Here is an 18218-nt window from a genome sequence, read left to right on the forward strand (position 1 = left end):
TAGCTGTTTCACACCAACAAATGAGGAGCCCCAAGTGAATGCACCAATGAGATTTGGTTTGATTGGTACCGGTCGAATAGGTCAGGTCCACGCCAGCAGTGTTGCCAGAACTGAGGGTGCAGAGTTGACCATGGTGGCTGATGTTTTCGTTGAAGGGGCCAAGAAAACAGCCGAGCAATACGGCGGTGTTGCAACCGCTGAAGCGATGGACTGCTTCGATTCATCCAAGGTAGATGCCATAATCGTTGCATCCCCAACCCCAACCCATTTGGATCTAATCAGCGCGGCAATCGATGCCAACATCCCCATTCTGTGTGAGAAGCCAATTGATCTAGACATCAAAAGAGTTGACGCCATGCGCGATAAGGCAGCCAAGGCAACTATTCCAATCGTGCTTGGCTTCAACCGCCGTTTCGATCCACATTTCAACTCGGTTCACCAGAGAGTCCAAGCGGGTGAAATTGGAAAGCTAGAACAGCTGGTTTTGATCTCTAGAGACCCTGCCCCAGCCTCAAAGGAGTACTTGGCGGTTTCTGGAGGTATCTACCGGGACATGACAATCCACGATTTTGACATGGGTAGATTCTTTGTACCAAACATCGTTTCGGTAACAGCCAATGGTTTCAACCAGTTCTCAAGTGAAATCAAGGAACTGGGCGATTATGACGCCACCAGCGTTACTTTGCGCGGTGCCAACGATGAATTGGTGCTAATTACCAACTCCCGCCATGCCATCTATGGGTTCGACCAGAGAATGGAAGCCTTTGGCGACAAGGGAATGCTGAGGGTAGAAAACCTTACAAACACCAACGTGAGGCTCTATAACGAGTCAAGCGCTGAAGTTAAAGAGCCGTATCAGAACTTCTTCCTTGAGCGCTACATGGACTCTTACCTACTGGAGCTAGCAGAATTCATGAAGAAGGTGCGTGGCGAGGCCTCCAACAGTCCTGAGTTTGAAGATGGCCGAGCTGCACTGGTTCTGGCTAACGCTGCCTTGGAGTCTTCACAGACAGGCAAAACTGTCCCAGTTTCGCTCTAAAAGTTTGTTATGACAAATTCTTGAAGTTGTGGCAGACTTGTAACCGGAGGTAGTCAATGGTTTTCGATCTAATAACCACGGGTCGAATTGGCGTGGACATCTACCCCTTTCAAACCGGAGTCGGACTTGAAGAAGTTACCTCTTTTGGAAAATTTCTTGGCGGCTCTGCAACCAATGTTGCTGTCTCTGGAGCTAGGTACGGACTCAACTCTGCAGTGATTACAAAGGTGGGAAATGACCCCTTCGGAAACTATTTGATTCAAGAACTCGAGCGCCTAAAAGTTGATAGCCGATACGTTGGTCGAACAGAACACCTCAAAACGCCGGTTGTTTTCTGCGAAATCTTTCCACCGGATGATTTCCCAATATATTTCTATCGCGAACCCAAGGCCCCCGACCTAGAAATTTCCGAATCGGAACTAGATCTAGATGCCATCAAATCGGCGAAGATCTTTTGGTCCACCGTGACCGGCCTTAGCCAAGAACCCTCCAGAACAGCTAACCTAGCTGCGCTCAAGGCCAGAGCCAAAGCCACGCACACCATCCTGGATTTGGATTACCGCTCGGCTTTTTGGACAAACCCTGCTGATGCTACCAAGCAGATTGCAAAGGCTTTGCCTTTTGTGACAATTGCCGTCGGGAATAAAGAAGAGTGTGAAGTTGCGGTTGGTGAAACTGAGCCCGAGCGTGCAGCTGATGCTCTATTGGAGCGCGGTGTTGAAATTGCGATCGTGAAGCAAGGCCCCAAGGGAGTTCTTGCAAAGACCAAAAACGAGTCCGTTGAGGTTCCACCATACGCGGTGGAGGTAGTCAACGGTCTAGGGGCTGGGGACTCTTTCGGTGGAGCGCTTTGTTATGGTTTGATTCAAGGCTGGGACCTACAACGAATACTGCGCTTTGCCAACATTGCAGGAGCCATCGTGGCTTCCAGACTTGAATGTTCAACGGCTATGCCAACCTATGATGAAGTCAGCAAGATCATGGAGGCCCAAAAATGGGACTAAGTTTTGAGCAGATCAAGGAGCTAAGAGCTTCTGATCCAGGAGCTATTGCTAAAGCGCTCAAGAACAGAAAACGCAGGCCTCTTATTCAAGGTGATGGCAATCTATTCTTGCTAGCGGCCGATCATCCAGCCAGAGGAGCTTTAGCGGTAAACGGCAATACTTCTGCCATGGGTTCAAGAAAAGAATTGCTTGAAAGATTTGCTACCGCTTTAGAGAACCCAAGAGTTGATGGTGTTCTAGGAACGCCGGATGTAATTGAAGAGCTCACGCTGATGGGTCTTCTTGAGGGCAAGATTGCAGTTGGTTCGATGAACCGTGGTGGTTTGAAAGGCTCCAGTTTCGAGTTTGATGATCGCTACACCGCTTACACAGCAGCTTCATTGAAGCAGCAGGGTATAGACATGGGTAAGAACCTCCTAAGAATTAACTTGCAAGATCCAGGCACGGTCAGAACTTTAGAGCACACAGCCAAAGTTATTGACGAGTGTTCGAAGCACGAAGTGCCGATGCTGCTAGAGCCATTCATGAGTGACTGGGTGGATGGCAAAGCGGTAAACCGGCTCACAGCCGAAGCCGTAGAGCTCTCGGTTGCCATCTCTTCTGGCCTTGGTTCAACAAGCGCCTGGTCATGGCTCAAGCTACCTGTAGTTGAAAACATGGAAAGAGTTATGGATGCGACCACTCTTCCAACGCTGCTTCTTGGCGGAGAGGGAAGCTCGGACCAAGAGGCAACCTTTAGTTCGTGGTCAAACGCCCTAGCGCTTCCTGGGGTAAAAGGTCTCGTAGTCGGTAGGACTCTTTTATACCCACACGACAACGATGTTTCTAAAGCTGTGGCCCAAGCGGCCAATTTGGTTCACAAGTAAGATTTCAACAAATAAGGATGAGGTAGCGAAAATGCAGACAGTGCCACTATGGATCAACGGTAAGAGTGTTCAGAGTCAATCTGGAAGATTTGGAGACGTTTTTGATCCAGCGCTCGGTGAGGCTACCAAGCGCGTTGGCTTTGCCAACGGCGCTGAGATTGCAGCTACCATCAGTGCCGCCAAGGAGGCATTTCCAGCCTGGCGTGACCTATCGCTTGCCAGACGCCAGCAGATCATGTTCCGCTTCCGTGAGCTGCTAGAGGCTAAGAAGGGCGAGCTAGCAGAGATCATCACTTCCGAGCACGGAAAGGTGCTTTCGGACGCTTTGGGAGAGATCACTCGCGGCCAAGAAGTAGTTGAGTTTGCGTGTGGCCTGCCGCACCTATTGAAGGGCGAATACTCGGAGAATGCATCAACCAACGTGGATGTCTATTCGATTAAGCAGCCTTTGGGTGTGGTTGGAATTATTAGCCCGTTTAACTTCCCGGCCATGGTTCCAATGTGGTTCTTCCCAGTAGCTATTGCGGCCGGAAACACGGTTGTTATCAAGCCAAGCGAAAAGGACCCATCGGCTACCAACTGGATGGCTGAGCTATGGAAAGAAGCTGGCTTGCCAGATGGAGTTTTCAACGTCTTACACGGCGACAAGGAAGCTGTAGATGGCCTACTAAACAGCCCAGATGTTGCGGCAATCTCCTTTGTTGGATCAACTCCAATCGCTAGATACATCTACGAAACCTCTGCCCAAAACGGAAAGAGAGTTCAGGCTCTTGGTGGAGCTAAGAACCACATGCTGGTGCTTCCTGACGCCGATCTAGACCTAGTTGCTGACTCTGCGGTGAACGCAGGCTTCGGTTCTGCCGGAGAGCGTTGCATGGCGATCTCGGTCGTGGTTGCAGTTGAGCCAGTTGCCGATGAATTAATCACCAAGATCACCGAGCGCATGTCGCAGATCAAAGTTGGAGACGGAAGACGAAGCTGCGACATGGGACCACTTGTCACCAAGGTTCACCGAGACAAGGTTGCTTCATATATTGAAATCGCAGAACAGGACGGCGCCAAAGTTGTCGTCGATGGCCGCGGTGTTGTTCCAGATGGTGCACCAGGCGGATTCTGGCTTGGCCCAACTTTGATCGATAACGTCCCTACCGGATCCAAGGTATACACCGAAGAGATATTTGGTCCGGTGCTATCGGTAGTTCGAGTCAAGACCTATGAAGAGGGACTAAACCTAATCAACTCCGGACAGTTTGGAAATGGAACTGCAATTTTCACTAACGATGGTGGAGCGGCTCGTAAGTTCCAGAACCAGGTTCAGGTGGGAATGATTGGAATCAACGTACCAATTCCAGTTCCGGTAGCGTACTTTAGCTTCGGTGGTTGGAAGCACTCCTTGTTCGGTGACAGCCGAGCTCACGGAGAAGAAGGCTTCCGCTTCTTTACCCAGACCAAGGTCATTACTTCCAGATGGCTTGACCCAAGCCACGGTGGACTAAACCTGGGCTTCCCACAAAACTAATGAAGATTGCCATCACCGGTTCCACTGGTTTCGTTGGCAGCAACATCGCTTCAGTTTTGCAAAGCTATGGTCACGAAGTAATTGGCTTAGTTAGATCCGAAAGCAAACTACCCTGGGAAACCAAGCTGGTGGATTTCACCAGCGAAGACTCAATTAGCGCTGCCCTAGTGGGCACACACGCCGTCGTGCACTGCGCAATTGCGAACGATTTCAACAGACTGCTTGAAGATCGAGACTTCGCTTACGACAGTTTTGTTGGGTTGACCTCAAGGGTTGTCAAAGCTTCCAACAAGGCCGGATCGAAACCTATTTACATCTCAACCGACTGGGTTATGGATGGCACCACACATCTTTCGCTGGAATCCAACCGGGGTAACCCAGTGAATTTTTATGGTTTCCTTAAGGCCATGGGTGAGCAAGTAGTTAGAGACCTAGCTCCAGAAAACGGTGCAGTCTGTCGCGTCGGGGGAGTTATGGGCTTTCACCAAACTAAAACTGATGGTCCAAGAAGCCAAGACGTTGGTTTTGGTTACTTCGTAACTTCACTTGTGACTACTGTGAGCAGGGGCGAGACCTTTACGGTTTGGGGCGGAGATCGAGTCAACAAAGTTGCAACCCCTTCACTTGCTGCTGAAATTGGTGCGCAAATAGAACGAGTTGCTACCCGAAATGCGACTGGAACTTTTCACCTGGTTGGCGACGACGCAATCGAACGATTCGAGCTAGCCAAGTTGGTTTGTGAGGTATTTGAGTTAGATACCAATCTGCTTTTATGTTCTGATCCACCAGTGTCTGAGCTGTTTCCAGCGGCAGTCCCTATCGATACTTCTTTGTCTAACAAGGCTTCCAAAGAAGTCCTTGGGTTAGGACCCACGGGTCTCAAGGACCTACTCAAGGCCCTGCGTTTGGAGCTGGAGACGGGAACACTAATTGCGATTACCAAGCCCGAAAATAGGCCTTAGAGATTAAGTCATAAAAATAGCCAACGGCCACCAACTAATTGTTGGCGGCCGTTCGGTTTTTTAGAGTTACTCGCCCTTTACTTGGGAAATCTCGTGAGTTAGAGCTTCCAGCTCTGCTCCACCAGCCATAGCCATTGTCAACTCGTCCAGCTTGACGTTCTTGCGCTGGAATTCGTTGATCATCTTTCCTCGGTTTAGAAGGTAGAAGCGGTCTCCGACTAAGAATGCGTGGTGTGGGTTGTGAGTGATGAATACAACCGCAACACCTCTTTCCTTGGCTGAAAGAACATACTTCAAAACGATTCCTGACTGACGAACTCCAAGTGCGGAGGTTGGCTCATCAAGAATCAATACCTTTGCTCCGAAGTAAACAGCGCGGGCAATAGCTACTGCCTGACGCTCTCCACCGGAGAGGGTTCCAATTGGCTGATCGGTGTCTCGAAGGTCGATACCCATCTCAAGAAGCTGCTGCTTTGAAATAGCTTTCATCTTCTTGATGTCAAGCATCCGGAAAGGACCCCAACCCACAGTCATCTCGTTACCAAGGAAGAAGTTTCGCCAGACCGACATCATCGGAATAGTTGCTAGATCCTGGTACACAGTTGCAATTCCCTTGGCAATTGCATCGCGTGGGGAGCCAAACTCAACAGGCTGACCATCCATCAAGAACTCACCCGATGTTGCTTTGTGAACACCGGATAGGGTCTTGATCAGGGTGGACTTACCAGCTCCATTGTCACCCAGCACACAGGTAACAGTTCCGGCAGTGACCTCCATGGATACATCGGTCATTGCAATAACGTTACCGAACTGCTTAGTGACGTTTTTTAGCTCTAGGGCAGCGGTCATTTCTTCTTTCCCTTCATGCCTCTTTTTCCAACAAAGCTGTTGATCAGTACTGCGGCAAATAATATCAATCCAAGGAATGTGAAAGTTAGATCCGAATCCCAGAGTGCGTAAGGGATACCGATGTAAGCCATGCCCATGATTGTTGCTCCAAGAGCCGCGCCAATAGCGGATCCCTTACCACCGGTTAGGAGTGTTCCACCAACGGCGGCGGCGATGATGTAGAAGAATTCAATTCCAACACCCTGACCAGCTTGCATGCCCTTTAGGCGCAGAACTACCATGATTCCCACGAATCCTGCCGCGAGGGAAGCCATAACAAAAAGAATGATCTTTGTTCTAATGACAGGAACCCCAGCGTTACGAGCTGCGTTTGGGTCACCTCCAGCAGCAAAAATCCAGTTACCAAATTTGGTTCTATTCAAAATCCAGGTAGCCAGCAGTGTAAAGAATATCCACCAAAGAATCGAAATCTGAAAGCTAGCTCCGAAAATTTCTATCTTGCTAGAAAGTAAAGCAGCAGCCTGTTCGTAGTTGACAGCCTGGTCTGTTTCGCTTACCCGAACTGTTCCAGTGAAGCCTTTTGTTACCGCGAGGTTTAAGCCACGAAGCACGAAGAACGTAGCTAGCGTGACAATAAACGAAGGTAATCCGGTTGCAACTACCAACCAACCATTTAGCAGCCCAATAGCAGCCGCGAAAATCAGAACGAGTGCGATCGTGGTCCAGATATCCAGTCCTAGTTCTGTGACTATCAGTCCCGCCAAAAGACCGGATGAGCCAACCATAATCCCGGTAGAAAGGTCAAACTCTCCACCAATCATTAGGAGTGCAACGAATACCGCAACAATTCCAATCGGTGCTGCGATGTCGGTCCAGCCAGCAATACCACCTGGCTGACCAAAGTTTCCGGTTGTGTCTACCGATGAGAACAAGACGAAAATTGCCAGTGCACCCATAAGGGCACCAAATTCTGGCCGTCTCAGGAGATTTGTAATGAAAGAAGTTTTTTGAACGCGTTCGTCTTTGACTGCGTTTGACATGAATGAATCCTCGGTTTCCTGTTTGTTTCTCTTAGAAAACAGGTGGGCTAGAAAAAATTTCTAGCCCACCTGCCTTGTGTTTCTATGATACGACTAGCGAGTACCTGCTGCTACCAGTGCCTTAACAGTCGCGACGTTTGTTGAGTCAACAAAGCCAGGACCGGTGTACATAGGTAGACCTCCACCAAGGGTGTGACCGTTGGTTAGGTTTAGGTATAGCAAGGCAACCGATAGGTAACCCTGTGCGTACTGCTGCTGGTCGATTGCGAAGGCAATTGTTCCTGCCTCAATCGCATCTAGAGCTTCAGCTGACATGTCAACAGTTCCGATGTACATGTCTAGGCCTAGGTCAGTAACTGCTGGAAGAACTGCCTTCGCTGCGATGTCAGCGTTCAATGCGAACACGCCATCGTAGTCTGGGTTAGCTTCCAATTCAGCCTTGATCTTTGCAGATGCAGCTGTAAGGTCAGCAAGACCGCCATCTAGGTTGAAGTTCACAACTTCACCATCGAATGTGTCTGCTGCTCCTGCACAGCGCTGTTCAAGACCAACGTTTGCAGCTTCCTGAAGTGGGCAAAGGATCTTTGTTAGTCCAGCCTCGTTGAAGCGAAGACCAGCCTCTTGACCAGCGATGAATTCATCCTGACCAACGTGGGTGATTGCTCCAAGGGACTTGAATACAGAGGATCCTGAGTTCATGGTCACTGTTGGGATACCTGCGGCTGCTACTGCCAACATTGCGTCTTCAATAGCACCTGGGTCTGGAGCTGATGCAGCGATAGCGTCACAGCCACCTGCGATACCAGCTTCAATTGTCTGAGCCTGCTTTGCAGAATCGTTGGTTGAGCCCTGGTAGTCAACTGTGACACCTAGGTCTGCTCCAGCCTTCTCTGCACCGGCTTGTGCTACAGACCAGAATCCGCCACCGTCACCGTGTGTGTAAACACAGATCTTGAAGTCGCCTGCTGGTGCTGCTGTTTCTTCTTCTGCTGCGGTTGTTGCACATCCGGTTAGTACTAACGCGGAAACGGCAACAAGAGCAGCTAGCTTCTTGATGTTCATTGAGATAACCTCTCGTTTTCATTTAAATGGTCGGAAAGACCCGACTGCAGATAATTATTGCGGTTTGTAAGGACAATTAAGCTCGATTCCATCTCCCGTTATGAAAAAGATACCTAAGCCCTCGAAGGCCAGTGGTTTTCTGCTAAGCCGCAAACCCAAGCCAGGGCTCAATTTGTTACAAAGTGAGCCTTATGTTAGTTCACTAGCGCTCAACGATAGTGAACTCAAAAGAATACAAATCTGTTCGATAGCAGTGGTGGCCATACTCCAAAGCGACACCTGAGTTATCGAATGCCGTTCGATCCATTGTTAGAACCGGTGAATTCTTTTCAATCTCCAAAAAGTTAGATTCTTTGACGCTCGCTCGACGGGCACCAATTTTTTGCTTGGCAACTTGAATTGATGCTCCCTGTCCTCTAAGCCACTCATAGAGACCGGATTTAGAAACATCTTTTTCGGTCAAGTGTTCAAAGCGAGGGTGAATCCAGTTCTGCATCACAGCAACTGGCGTTTTACCCGCGCTTCTGACTCTGTGAAGAAAAACTACTTTTTTCCCAACTGGTACTCCAAGCTGCTGCGCAACAATTGCATCTGCGGGCACAAGTTTGAATTCAACAACTTTGGTTGAGGGTTTTCTTCCGGCTCTTTCAAGATCGTCAAATAAAGATGTGAGTTCAACACCGCGAGTAACTTGCCCATGGACAACTTGTGTTCCTAAGCCACGTCTTCGAACGAGCAGTCCTTTGTCAACAAGTTCTTCGATGGCTCTTCGAATTGTTGGTCTAGATAGTCCAAGGCGCTCGCAAAATGAAATTTCATTTTCTAGCCTGTCACCGGCAGCTAACTGTCCAGAAAGAATAGATTTTTCCAGAAGCTCGGAGAGCTGGAAATAAAGAGGAACAGAAGATTTTCGATCTAGCTTGGAAAAAATCGAAAGCGGGAGAATTACTTCGGTCTTGCGCATCCGCTTACTCTCCTAAATCAAAGTATGTTATGACAATACTTCATTCCAGGAAGTTACAACCCAACAAAGTGTTTCGACCAGATGAACTCTTGAAGCTAGATGCGCTTACCTTCGTTATCTATGGGCTTGGTGATTGGGCTCAAGATAGCCGCGATCAACATAAACACCAGCGGAATTCCAAATGCCACATACAAACCAGCAAACTCACCAAGGGTTCCAAGAGCAGGACCCACGGTAATAGAGGAAATGTACACCACGGTGATTATCATGTTGATTCGAGCTGGCGCCATAGATTCCTGATCTCCCATCGATGCAACTGACATCGGGAATCCCATAGCAATACCAAGACCCCAAAGAATCAGGCCCAGTAGTGGCAAGTTGATCAGGTCCTGGGCGATAAACACAGCTATACCGCTTGCTGCCAACAAAGCAGAGAACAAGATGGTGCGTGATCTGCCAACGGCGTCAACTATGAAACCACCAACAAGCCTTCCGGCAGTAATTGCTATCCAGAAGATACCGAACATGATTGCAGCGTCCGACCCTGAATAACCAGAACCGGTCAGTGCAATTGGCACCCAAGTTCCAGCGGACATCTCGGCCATGATGAATGAGAATCCAACTACCGCAATCAGCAAGCTACGTTTTTCGCTCCAAACTTTTCTGGTCTGACCTTTGGTTGTCGACTTTGCTGAGGTCTCGCTAGTTGATGGACGAGAAGGCAGCAAAATACCCGCGGCAACTGAGATTGCGGCAACAAATAAACCGGTAACAAAGTAGTGACCAGCCAATCCAATTCCTTGATCGATAGCCCAACTAGATACTGCAGCACCGCCCAGCATTCCAACACCATATGCACCGTGGATTGCAGGGAAAATTGAACGCTTCGATTTTCTGTCTGCGGCGTTACCTTCGTAGTTTCCAACGAAGTCCTCGATAGCCATTGGGGTACCAATTGCTACCAACAGCAGGCTTGAAACCAAAATCATTCCGAGTTCTACCGATAGCCCAATACCCATCAAAGATGCTGCCCCGATAGAGAACCCCAGAGCGGCAATCATGCGAGAGCCGAATCTTTTCACTAGGAAACTAGCGAAGAAAATTCCAAGTAGTCCACCCACCGCATACAACATTGTGAAGATTCCAAACTCAAGTTCATTGAAACCTAAGAGTTCTTGAACTTCGGGACCACGGCTCACCCAGGTTGAGAACAGGAATGCTCTTGCAAAAAATAATGTGGCGGAGGCTGTGGACCAGACAGCTATGGATGGCTTTGACAATCGAGACCTATTTTCCTTCGTTTTCAATAAAGCTCCATGAGACCGCGTGAGTGATCATCATGTGAACATCTTCAATTCGACCCATGTTTGGTTCTGGAACCCTGATTTCAAGATCGACCAACGATCCTAGCTTCCCGCCATCTCTTCCAGTCAGTCCGACGGTCCGAGCGCCAATTGATTTTGCATATTCAGTTGCCTGAATGACATTGTTTGAGTTTCCAGAGCCAGAAATGGCAATTACGAGATCTTTTGGTTCTAGGAAGTTCTTTAGTGGCTCAACTAGCGCTTGGTCGTAGGCAACGTCGTTGCTGTACGCGGTGAGAGTGGCTACCGAGTCGTTCAGACACATCACCTTAAATCGCGCACTCTTTTCATAGGAAGCCCCTTTGACTAAATCGTTGACCCAGTGTGAAGCAGTGGAAGAGCTGCCACCATTGCCCATGGTGAAAATTGTTTGATTGGCAGCACGTGTTTCAGAAAGCCAGGAGATAAGTGTGTCTATTTTGGAAGCATCGACTAGGTCGATAGCTTCTTTCACTTTTGACAGGTAATCAGCCACGTAATTCATTTTTTGCCAGCTCTCTTGCTCCAATTAACACATTTGTATTGCCCAGGGTTGAAAGTTCCAGTTTGGTTTGCGTCTGATCCAGAAGTATCTGAAGCTGATTCAATAAAGCAGACTCTAACCTAGGACCAGCCTTAGCTATCCCGCCACCCAAAACCAAAAGCTCGGGGTTGATAAGCCTCACAAGAGTTGATAACCCCGCTGCTAGTCGAGTGCTGTACTGCAATAAGAAGGCATCGTCTGCAAGAAGCTCCTCCGCGGACTTTCCATAGTCTTTCCTGAGCCAGTAACCACTGCAGAATCTCTCGAGAGTTCCGTGATTACCCGATTCGTCTTCAGGGCCGGATGGATCAATCACGATGTGACCCAGTTCACCCGCAAGTTCTCCGTGCCCGCGGAAGATTTCGCCGGCAACAATTAGCCCAGCACCAATTCCAGTGGAAATAGTTACGTAAGCAAAGTCTGTGTTCTTGGAACCTCTGGAAACAAACTCTCCGAGGGCTCCAACATTTGCATCGTTGTCTGCAACTGCAGGTAGCCCGAGCACACGCATTGACCAATCAGAAAAATCAAATTCTTCCCAACCTGAAACATGGACTGACCTTTTTACTTTTTGGTTAGCAAAATCAAACGGCCCGCCGAAGCTAATTCCAACTCGATCAACGGCTTTGTCTTGGGCCATCAATTCAGCAGCTTCTATTGCTAATCGGGCAAGGATATTCTCGGGCGTTTTATAGTCTGCGGTTACTAGTTCAAATACATTTTCCAGGTTGCTAGCAGAGGCAATACTGCACTTAGTTCCACCTATATCCAGGAGCAATGCACTCATGAAAAAAAGCATAACGAGACATCACGACGTCAAACCACGCCAGGCCTGACTATATTTCAGTCAACATGTAGAAGTTGAAATCTTCCTCTAACGAATTGCTTTCAGAACCAAGTCGGTAATCGCCTTTTTGTTTGCAGGAGTGAGTTTCGTTAGCGCAAAAGATGTCGGCCACATCGAACCAGAATCTAAGTTCGCAGACTCATCAAATCCAAGAGTTGAGTAACGAGATTTCCATTTGCCAGCGTTTTGGAAGAAGACCAGTACTTTGCCGTTTTTGTAGTAAGCAGGCATTCCGTACCAAGTCTTTGGCTCTAGTTCAGGGGCAATAGAAGTGATCAACTTGTGAATGGCCAATGCAAGCTCTTTATCTTCTTTGTTCATTTCCTTGACTTTGGCCATGAGTTCGGCTTCGCCCTTTAGGCCCTTGGCCTTGTTCTTGAGCTCTTGGGCTCTGTCCTTCATTGCCTGACGCTCAGCGGCGCTGAATTTCTCTGTTGTGGCCTTGGCCATGATCCGGGTCCTTTGCTAGCGGGCTTTTAGGGCAATTAGCCTCAATTTTGATGTTATTGGACCTTAGATTAGCGGGATGTAGGCACTTGATCCATTGGCTAGTATGAGATGAATACTCCAGCGCCGGAGAATCTTCGGCGGTGGCAAACCCTCGCGGAAGGTAGAAAATGACCCAGAGTCCCTGGTTGGCGCACTATCCAAAAGACGTTCCAGCGGAGCTTGCAAAGGTTCCCTTTGTTCACTTGGCCGAACTCGTCAAAAAAGCCAGCATTCAATACTCCAAGACCATAGCTTTCACACAAGTCATGCCAAACGGTATGAACGGGTCTCTCACATATAAGAAGATCGACTCCCTATCGGATGACTTCGCCGCTTACCTAAGAGAAACCCTAAAACTAAAGGCCGGAGCAAGAGTTGCAGTTCAGATGCCTAACTGTTTGGCATACCCAATTGTTGCCTTCGGAGTTATGAAAGCAGGCTTGGTTCTTGTTAACACCAACCCGCTATACACCGCACCTGAGATGTCTTACCAGTTTGCAGACTCTGGCGCCGAGGTGCTCGTGGTTATCGACATGTTTGCCGACCGGTTACCTGAGGTACTCCCAAAGACCAAGATCAAGACAGTAGTTGCTGTAAAGATTTCCGAATTCTTCCCACCAATTGTTGGCGGAGTAATTCGACTGGTTCAGAAAGTTTGGAGCAGAACTCTTCCAAAGATCACCGTCCCACACACCAAGTTCCAGGCAGCTCTAGCTGCTGGTCGGACAGCGAAGACCGCATCGGCTGCAGCAGGCTACCTAAAGGGTATTACTGCTGAATCAATTGCAGCTTTGCAATACACCGGTGGAACAACCGGTGTCTCAAAGGGCGCAATGCTCTCACACGGCAACTTGGTAACAAACACCTTGCAGCTAATCACAATGTGTGGATCATTTATGCGTCCGGGTAAAGAAGTTGTCATCACAGCTTTGCCGCTGTATCACATCTTTGCTTTCACAATTAATTTGCTTGGTTTTTACCACATCGGTGGAAGAAACATTTTGGTTCCATCACCTCGTCCACCAAGCAACCTAAGACGTGCTTTCGAAAACTACAAGGTCACCTGGCTAACCGGTGTGAACACCTTATTTAATGCTCTGTTGAATGAAACCTGGTTCACGGACAGCCCACCGAAGCAGCTTCGCGCTTCGGCTGCTGGAGGTATGGCTTTACACGAATCGGTTTCCAAGAAGTGGCGTGAAGTTACCGGAACACCGATTGTTGAAGGTTACGGTTTGACTGAGTCAGCACCGGTACTTACTTTTAACCCATTGGGTGGAAAAGGTAAGGATGGAACAATCGGTATTCCAGTTCCATCCACCGAAATTCTCTGTGTTGATGAAAACGGAAAGGAAGTTGCTCTTGGGGAAGCCGGCGAACTAATTGCCAAGGGACCACAGATCATGCTCGGTTACTGGGAGAAGGAAGCTGAAACTAACAACACCTTGAAGAAGGGCTTCTTGTATACCGGAGACATCGCAACGATGGACAAAGACGGTTACTTCACAATCGTTGATCGCAAGAAAGACATGATTATTGTTAGCGGATTCAATGTTTATCCAAACGAGATTGAAGAGCAGATTGCTGCGGTTCCAGGTGTTAACGAAGTTGGTGTCATCGGAATGCCAGATGACAAGACCGGTGAAGCTGTAGTTGCTTACGTGGTTGCAGGACTACCTGCACCAACCGAGGAACAGATCATCGCTCACTGCAAGAAAGCACTATCCGCATACAAAGCCCCAAAGAAGGTTGTCTTTGTTGACGAACTTCCAAAGAGCCCAATCGGAAAGATCCTGCGTCGTGAACTTAGATCTGGCGCAATCGATAAGTCCAAGGCAACAACCGGGAAAGGTGCATAAAGATGCTCAACTCAATGATTTTGATGGCGGAAGAAGTCGCCAATGAAGCAACTGTTGTTAATGAGTTCGAACAGACCCTGCTTAGGATCTTCATCCTCATCATCATGTTTGGTCTTGGTGCAGGTCTAACCCCGAAGGACTTCGGTCTGACACTTCGTCGTCCCTGGGGATTGATTATTGGTTGGGTGACTCAGTTCGCGGTTATGCCTTTTACTGCGTACGTGCTCATAGTTGTTTTCTTGTTCCCGTTCTCAACGGGTGAAAACATCGCTTTCATCGCACTTGGTGCTTTGATTATGGGTGCCGTTCCAGCTGGAACAACATCCAATCTGTTTACCTATTTCTCAAAGGGAAACTTGGCCCTGAGCGTGATGATGACTATCAACTCGACACTTTGGGCGTTCATCATGACCCCACTGATGCTGTTTATCTACGCAAACTTCCTAAACTTGCCCGACTCGATTTCTATTGAGCCCCTCGAGCTCGCAACCGTAATCGGTGGACTGATTGTTCCAGTTGCCCTCGGAATGCTAGTTCGTCGCCTAAGCGCCAACGCAGGATCAGTGTTGGAGCTAATTGGTGGATTATTTGGAGTGCTATTTATCCCATTCCTAATCGCTATCTGGGTTCCAAGAAACTGGCAGCTACTTCTAGAGACCGAATGGCCAACATACGTTGTTGCTATCGGTCTTGGATTAGTTGGAATAACAGTGGCCTTCTGGATTGCAAAAGCACTTCGCCTGCACCCAGCTAACGTTCGAACCATCTCATTGGAAACAGGTATCCAGAACGGTCCCCTCGCAATTGCCGTTATCGTGGCTGTTTACATCGACATACCGGAAGTGGACCAGATATTGCTAGTTCCCGCTCTGTACTCACTATTCATCGTTCTGATTTCAACAGCGGTGACATTGGTGTTCAGAAGGGCAAACTTGGCTGCCGAGCAGAAGATTCCAAACCTGCTCTAAGAAATTATCCAAAACACCCCCCGGTAGAAACTGCCGGGGGTTGTTTTATCTTCGGACAGCACTTCAAAGGCAACGTTTTGCGTTGAAAACTTGGAAAGTTCTGGGAATGTGAGCTGTCTTTCCCCTGGAATGTAGCCAGCAAATAGCATAGAAGCACACAAATCTTCTGCTTGGCCAAAAGGGAATCAACAACGCCCTCGGGTTGGCATTCTAAGAATGGAATTCACTTGGCAACATTGCTATACAAGCTCGGACTAATTTCTGCTCGCCGCGCTTGGCTTGTGATCTCTTCTTGGATAGTGATACTTGGTATCACTGCCGGCCTTGCGCTTTCGTTGGGCGGAAAACTAACCACGAGTATCTCAATTGACGGTGTTCCCTCTCAGCAGGTAGTGGACGAGCTTCAAGAAAGTTTTCCAGATGCGTCAAGAGCCTCTGGGCAGGTAGTTTTCCATAAACCCAGTGGCACATTCAACCAAGCAGACATAGATGCAATCACTGCTGCACTCAGTGGTGCAGAAAACCTTCCTGGAATATCGGAAGCCTTTAACCCTTTCGAAGTTCAATTCGAAATAGATCAAGCTGTTGCAGATCTTGCCGAAGGCAAGCAGCAACTATTGGATGCACAAGCGAAGATCGATCAGGCCGAACTTGACATTGCTGCTGGTGAGCTAGAAATTGCAGCTGGACAAACACAGCTAGCTGGTGGCTTAACTCAGATTCAAGAAACCCGAGAAGAATTAACCGCGAGCTTGGCGCTAGTAAATGCAGGAATAAAGCAGTTAACCGATGCCGGCGCACCTGCTACCGCACAACTACTTGGAACCAAAGCTCAACTTGAAGCCGGCCTAGCGGAACTTGCCAGGCAGGAAGCAATTGTAAATGCTTCAAATGTGGCACTCACTCAAGGTGAGTTAGAACTTCAGGCAGCTATAGAAGATGTCGCTGCTGGAAAACTAGAACTAGAGGAAGGCAAGAAAGAGCTCGAGTCGGCACAGAATCTAATTGATGCTTCTGCCAACTTCACAACAGTTTCTAAAGACGAAACAGTTGCATTGGCAACCATCCGATTTGATAAAAGAGGTACCGAACTAGAAGCGGGCACCAGAGAATCAGTTGTTGAGTATCTGAAAGAAGCCGACCTTAATGGAATCGAAGTCGAGTTTTCCCAAGAGCTAACTCAATCCTTTGGTGACATTTTGGGTATTGGTGAAGTTGTTGGACTAATCAGCGCTGCAATTGTGCTGTTTGTCTTGCTTGGAACCTTTATCGGAGTCTCGCTACCGATCTTCTCTGCAATTGTCGGAGTTGGAATTTCCGCGACTATTACTCTGGCTCTAGCCTCGCAAATTGAAATGACCTCGACCACTCCTGTCTTGGGGGTGATGCTGGGTCTGGCAGTAGGAATTGATTACAGCCTATTTATTGTGAATCGTCACCGCAGGCAATTAAAGTCTGGCGCTAAGCTCACCGAATCAATCGCAATTGCCAATGGCACCAGCGGAAATGCAGTGCTGTTTGCTGGAGTCACCGTTGTCATCGCACTCGTTGCCTTGAACTTAACCGGAATTGGGTTTGTTGGCCTTATGGGATCGATGGGTGCAATTGCCATTGTTGTTGCTGTTCTAATTGCACTTACCGTCACCCCAGCTGCGTTGTCATTGATTGGCGATCGTATTCTCACCAAAAAGGAGCGAGCAAGTATTTCAACCGCTGCGAAGCGAAAGAAAGCTGCATCGACCAAGACTTCGAAGGCTCCAGTTTGGGCAACAAAACACCCGTGGCTTGCCTTGGCAGCAACTATTTCTGTTCTTGGGTTTATGGCTATTCCTCTATCGGATATGCGACTTGGTCTTCCTGACGGAGGATCGGAACCGACTTATTCCAGCGCATACAAGTCATACACCTTAGTTAGCGAAGCTTTTGGTCCTGGCTTCAACGGGCAGATCACAACTGTTTTGGAACTAAATGACCCGGTAGCCGAAGAAGACATTCTGTCTTTGCAGTCAGAGATCGCTACTGCACTTGCTGGATTAGACAACGTCACTGCTGCCGTTCCGGCAGCAGTCTCGGACGACAGGAAGACTCTGTTGTTCCAGGTTGTTCCAACCGGTGGACCATCCAGCGTGGAAACCGAGCAAGTTGTCTATGAAATTCGTGATCTAAACCAGATGGTTCAAGATCAGTACGACGGCAAGGTCGGCGCGATTGGAATCACAGCCACCAACATTGACGTTTCCGACAAAATCTCGGATGTTCTACCTCTTTATCTAACGACAGTAATTGTGCTTTCCCTTCTACTTCTAATGTTGGTATTCCGCTCGGTTTTGATACCAATTCTTGCGGCAGCAGGGTTCTTGTTAACTGTCACTGCAACGCTTGGAGCGGTTGTGGCCGTATACCAATGGGGCTGGTTATCTGAGTTGCTGGGCGTGACAAGTCCAGGTCCGATTCTTAGCTTCTTGCCGATATTCCTAATCGGAATCATTTTTGGTCTAGCTATGGATTACCAACTCTTCCTGGTTTCAGGAATGAGAGAGGCCTTTACTCACGGTAAGAAACCTAAGGATTCGATCAACTACGGTATTCACCAGAGCAGGGGAGTTGTGGTTGCGGCAGCGCTAATCATGGTCACAGTCTTTGGAGGATTCGCCTTCTCGCACCTTGCAACAATTCGTCCTATTGGTTTTGGTTTAGCTATCGGTGTTTTGATTGACGCATTCTTAGTGCGACTAATTCTGGTTCCCGCGGCGATGACTATTCTTAACAAATCTGCTTGGTGGATTCCCAAGTGGCTAGACAAGATTTTGCCGGACGTTGACGTTGAGGGAACCAAGATCGAGAACAAGAAGCTTCACTAGAA

The 18218-nt window shown here is 48.4% G+C and carries 16 protein-coding genes; 8 read left to right on the top strand and 8 right to left on the bottom strand.

Annotation, left to right across the window (positions count from 1 at the left end; translation table 11 throughout):
• Nucleotides 1-34: 34 nt before the first annotated feature.
• Genes iolG through AC9UFE_RS01875 form a run of 5 tightly spaced genes read left to right on the top strand, consistent with a single transcriptional unit; the run spans nt 35 to nt 5390 of the window.
• Nucleotides 35-1039, top strand: coding sequence for an inositol 2-dehydrogenase (gene iolG / locus AC9UFE_RS01855; RefSeq protein WP_509545256.1), 1005 nt, complete (start codon nt 35-37; stop codon nt 1037-1039).
• A 56-nt stretch (nt 1040-1095) separates the two neighbouring features.
• A complete protein-coding gene (gene iolC, locus AC9UFE_RS01860) occupies nt 1096-2043 on the top strand; it encodes a 5-dehydro-2-deoxygluconokinase (RefSeq protein ID WP_509545257.1) in 948 nt (315 codons plus the stop codon).
• Complete coding sequence (locus AC9UFE_RS01865) at nt 2034-2909, top strand: Cgl0159 family (beta/alpha)8-fold protein (RefSeq protein ID WP_509545259.1); 876 nt, start codon at nt 2034-2036, stop codon at nt 2907-2909. The genes iolC and AC9UFE_RS01865 overlap by 10 nt, the downstream gene beginning before the upstream one ends.
• A gap of 31 nt (nt 2910-2940) precedes the next feature.
• Nucleotides 2941-4428 carry a CoA-acylating methylmalonate-semialdehyde dehydrogenase gene (locus AC9UFE_RS01870; RefSeq protein ID WP_509545261.1) on the top strand — a complete coding sequence of 496 codons (1488 nt, stop codon included), beginning with the start codon at nt 2941-2943 and terminating at the stop codon, nt 4426-4428.
• Complete coding sequence (locus AC9UFE_RS01875; protein WP_509545263.1) at nt 4428-5390, top strand: SDR family oxidoreductase; 963 nt, start codon at nt 4428-4430, stop codon at nt 5388-5390. Before AC9UFE_RS01870 ends, AC9UFE_RS01875 begins: the two co-directional genes overlap by 1 nt.
• A 66-nt stretch (nt 5391-5456) precedes the next feature.
• Here AC9UFE_RS01875 and AC9UFE_RS01880 read toward each other — a convergent pair whose 3' ends face one another.
• From AC9UFE_RS01880 to AC9UFE_RS01915, 8 genes are all read right to left on the bottom strand, one after another.
• Nucleotides 5457-6239: an ATP-binding cassette domain-containing protein gene (locus AC9UFE_RS01880; protein WP_509545264.1), complete on the bottom strand. Its 783-nt coding sequence runs from the start codon at nt 6237-6239 to the stop codon at nt 5457-5459.
• Complete coding sequence (locus tag AC9UFE_RS01885; RefSeq protein ID WP_509545266.1) at nt 6236-7279, bottom strand: ABC transporter permease; 1044 nt, start codon at nt 7277-7279, stop codon at nt 6236-6238. Before AC9UFE_RS01885 ends, AC9UFE_RS01880 begins: the two co-directional genes overlap by 4 nt.
• Before the next feature lie 93 nt (nt 7280-7372).
• The gene (locus AC9UFE_RS01890) at nt 7373-8341 is read right to left on the bottom strand and encodes a sugar ABC transporter substrate-binding protein (RefSeq protein WP_509545268.1); all 969 of its coding nucleotides are present in this window, start codon (nt 8339-8341) and stop codon (nt 7373-7375) included.
• Between the two features lie 202 nt (nt 8342-8543).
• Nucleotides 8544-9305: a GntR family transcriptional regulator gene (locus AC9UFE_RS01895; protein ID WP_509545270.1), complete on the bottom strand. Its 762-nt coding sequence runs from the start codon at nt 9303-9305 to the stop codon at nt 8544-8546.
• Between the two features lie 95 nt (nt 9306-9400).
• Nucleotides 9401-10585 (bottom strand): MFS transporter, encoded by a 1185-nt coding sequence (locus tag AC9UFE_RS01900; RefSeq protein ID WP_509545271.1) that lies wholly within the window; start codon nt 10583-10585, stop codon nt 9401-9403.
• Nucleotides 10586-10592: 7 nt separating this feature from the next.
• A complete protein-coding gene (locus AC9UFE_RS01905) occupies nt 10593-11153 on the bottom strand; it encodes an SIS domain-containing protein (RefSeq protein ID WP_509545272.1) in 561 nt (186 codons plus the stop codon).
• Complete coding sequence (locus AC9UFE_RS01910) at nt 11137-11991, bottom strand: ROK family protein (protein WP_509545274.1); 855 nt, start codon at nt 11989-11991, stop codon at nt 11137-11139. The genes AC9UFE_RS01905 and AC9UFE_RS01910 overlap by 17 nt, the downstream gene beginning before the upstream one ends.
• Before the next feature lie 75 nt (nt 11992-12066).
• Nucleotides 12067-12489, bottom strand: a complete 423-nt coding sequence (locus AC9UFE_RS01915; protein ID WP_509545276.1) for an iron chaperone — start codon at nt 12487-12489, stop codon at nt 12067-12069.
• A 167-nt stretch (nt 12490-12656) separates the two neighbouring features.
• Here AC9UFE_RS01915 and AC9UFE_RS01920 point away from each other — a divergent pair, with 167 nt between their 5' ends.
• The 3 genes from AC9UFE_RS01920 (at nt 12657) to AC9UFE_RS01930 (ending at nt 18216) form a co-directional block, all read left to right on the top strand.
• Nucleotides 12657-14387, top strand: coding sequence for an AMP-binding protein (locus AC9UFE_RS01920; protein ID WP_509545277.1), 1731 nt, complete (start codon nt 12657-12659; stop codon nt 14385-14387).
• A gap of 2 nt (nt 14388-14389) precedes the next feature.
• A complete protein-coding gene (locus AC9UFE_RS01925; RefSeq protein ID WP_509545278.1) occupies nt 14390-15355 on the top strand; it encodes a bile acid:sodium symporter family protein in 966 nt (321 codons plus the stop codon).
• Nucleotides 15356-15582: 227 nt separating this feature from the next.
• Nucleotides 15583-18216 carry an MMPL family transporter gene (locus AC9UFE_RS01930; RefSeq protein ID WP_509545280.1) on the top strand — a complete coding sequence of 878 codons (2634 nt, stop codon included), beginning with the start codon at nt 15583-15585 and terminating at the stop codon, nt 18214-18216.
• Nucleotides 18217-18218 lie beyond the last annotated feature (2 nt).

This window comes from Rhodoluna sp. (assembly GCF_044239955.1).
Lineage (GTDB): Bacteria > Actinomycetota > Actinomycetes > Actinomycetales > Microbacteriaceae > Rhodoluna.

What these genes read in the sequence shown, in the direction of transcription:
- iolC (WP_509545257.1), top strand. Translation starts at nt 1,096, where the DNA reads ATGGTTTTCGATCTAATAACCACGGGTCGAATTGGCGTGGACATCTAC.
- AC9UFE_RS01865 (WP_509545259.1), top strand. Translation starts at nt 2,034, where the DNA reads ATGGGACTAAGTTTTGAGCAGATCAAGGAGCTAAGAGCTTCTGATCCA.
- AC9UFE_RS01870 (WP_509545261.1), top strand. Translation starts at nt 2,941, where the DNA reads ATGCAGACAGTGCCACTATGGATCAACGGTAAGAGTGTTCAGAGTCAA.
- AC9UFE_RS01875 (WP_509545263.1), top strand. Translation starts at nt 4,428, where the DNA reads ATGAAGATTGCCATCACCGGTTCCACTGGTTTCGTTGGCAGCAACATC.
- AC9UFE_RS01880 (WP_509545264.1), bottom strand. Translation starts at nt 6,239, where the DNA reads ATGACCGCTGCCCTAGAGCTAAAAAACGTCACTAAGCAGTTCGGTAAC.
- AC9UFE_RS01885 (WP_509545266.1), bottom strand. Translation starts at nt 7,279, where the DNA reads ATGTCAAACGCAGTCAAAGACGAACGCGTTCAAAAAACTTCTTTCATT.
- AC9UFE_RS01890 (WP_509545268.1), bottom strand. Translation starts at nt 8,341, where the DNA reads ATGAACATCAAGAAGCTAGCTGCTCTTGTTGCCGTTTCCGCGTTAGTA.
- AC9UFE_RS01895 (WP_509545270.1), bottom strand. Translation starts at nt 9,305, where the DNA reads ATGCGCAAGACCGAAGTAATTCTCCCGCTTTCGATTTTTTCCAAGCTA.
- AC9UFE_RS01905 (WP_509545272.1), bottom strand. Translation starts at nt 11,153, where the DNA reads ATGAATTACGTGGCTGATTACCTGTCAAAAGTGAAAGAAGCTATCGAC.
- AC9UFE_RS01910 (WP_509545274.1), bottom strand. Translation starts at nt 11,991, where the DNA reads ATGCTTTTTTTCATGAGTGCATTGCTCCTGGATATAGGTGGAACTAAG.
- AC9UFE_RS01915 (WP_509545276.1), bottom strand. Translation starts at nt 12,489, where the DNA reads ATGGCCAAGGCCACAACAGAGAAATTCAGCGCCGCTGAGCGTCAGGCA.
- AC9UFE_RS01920 (WP_509545277.1), top strand. Translation starts at nt 12,657, where the DNA reads ATGACCCAGAGTCCCTGGTTGGCGCACTATCCAAAAGACGTTCCAGCG.
- AC9UFE_RS01925 (WP_509545278.1), top strand. Translation starts at nt 14,390, where the DNA reads ATGCTCAACTCAATGATTTTGATGGCGGAAGAAGTCGCCAATGAAGCA.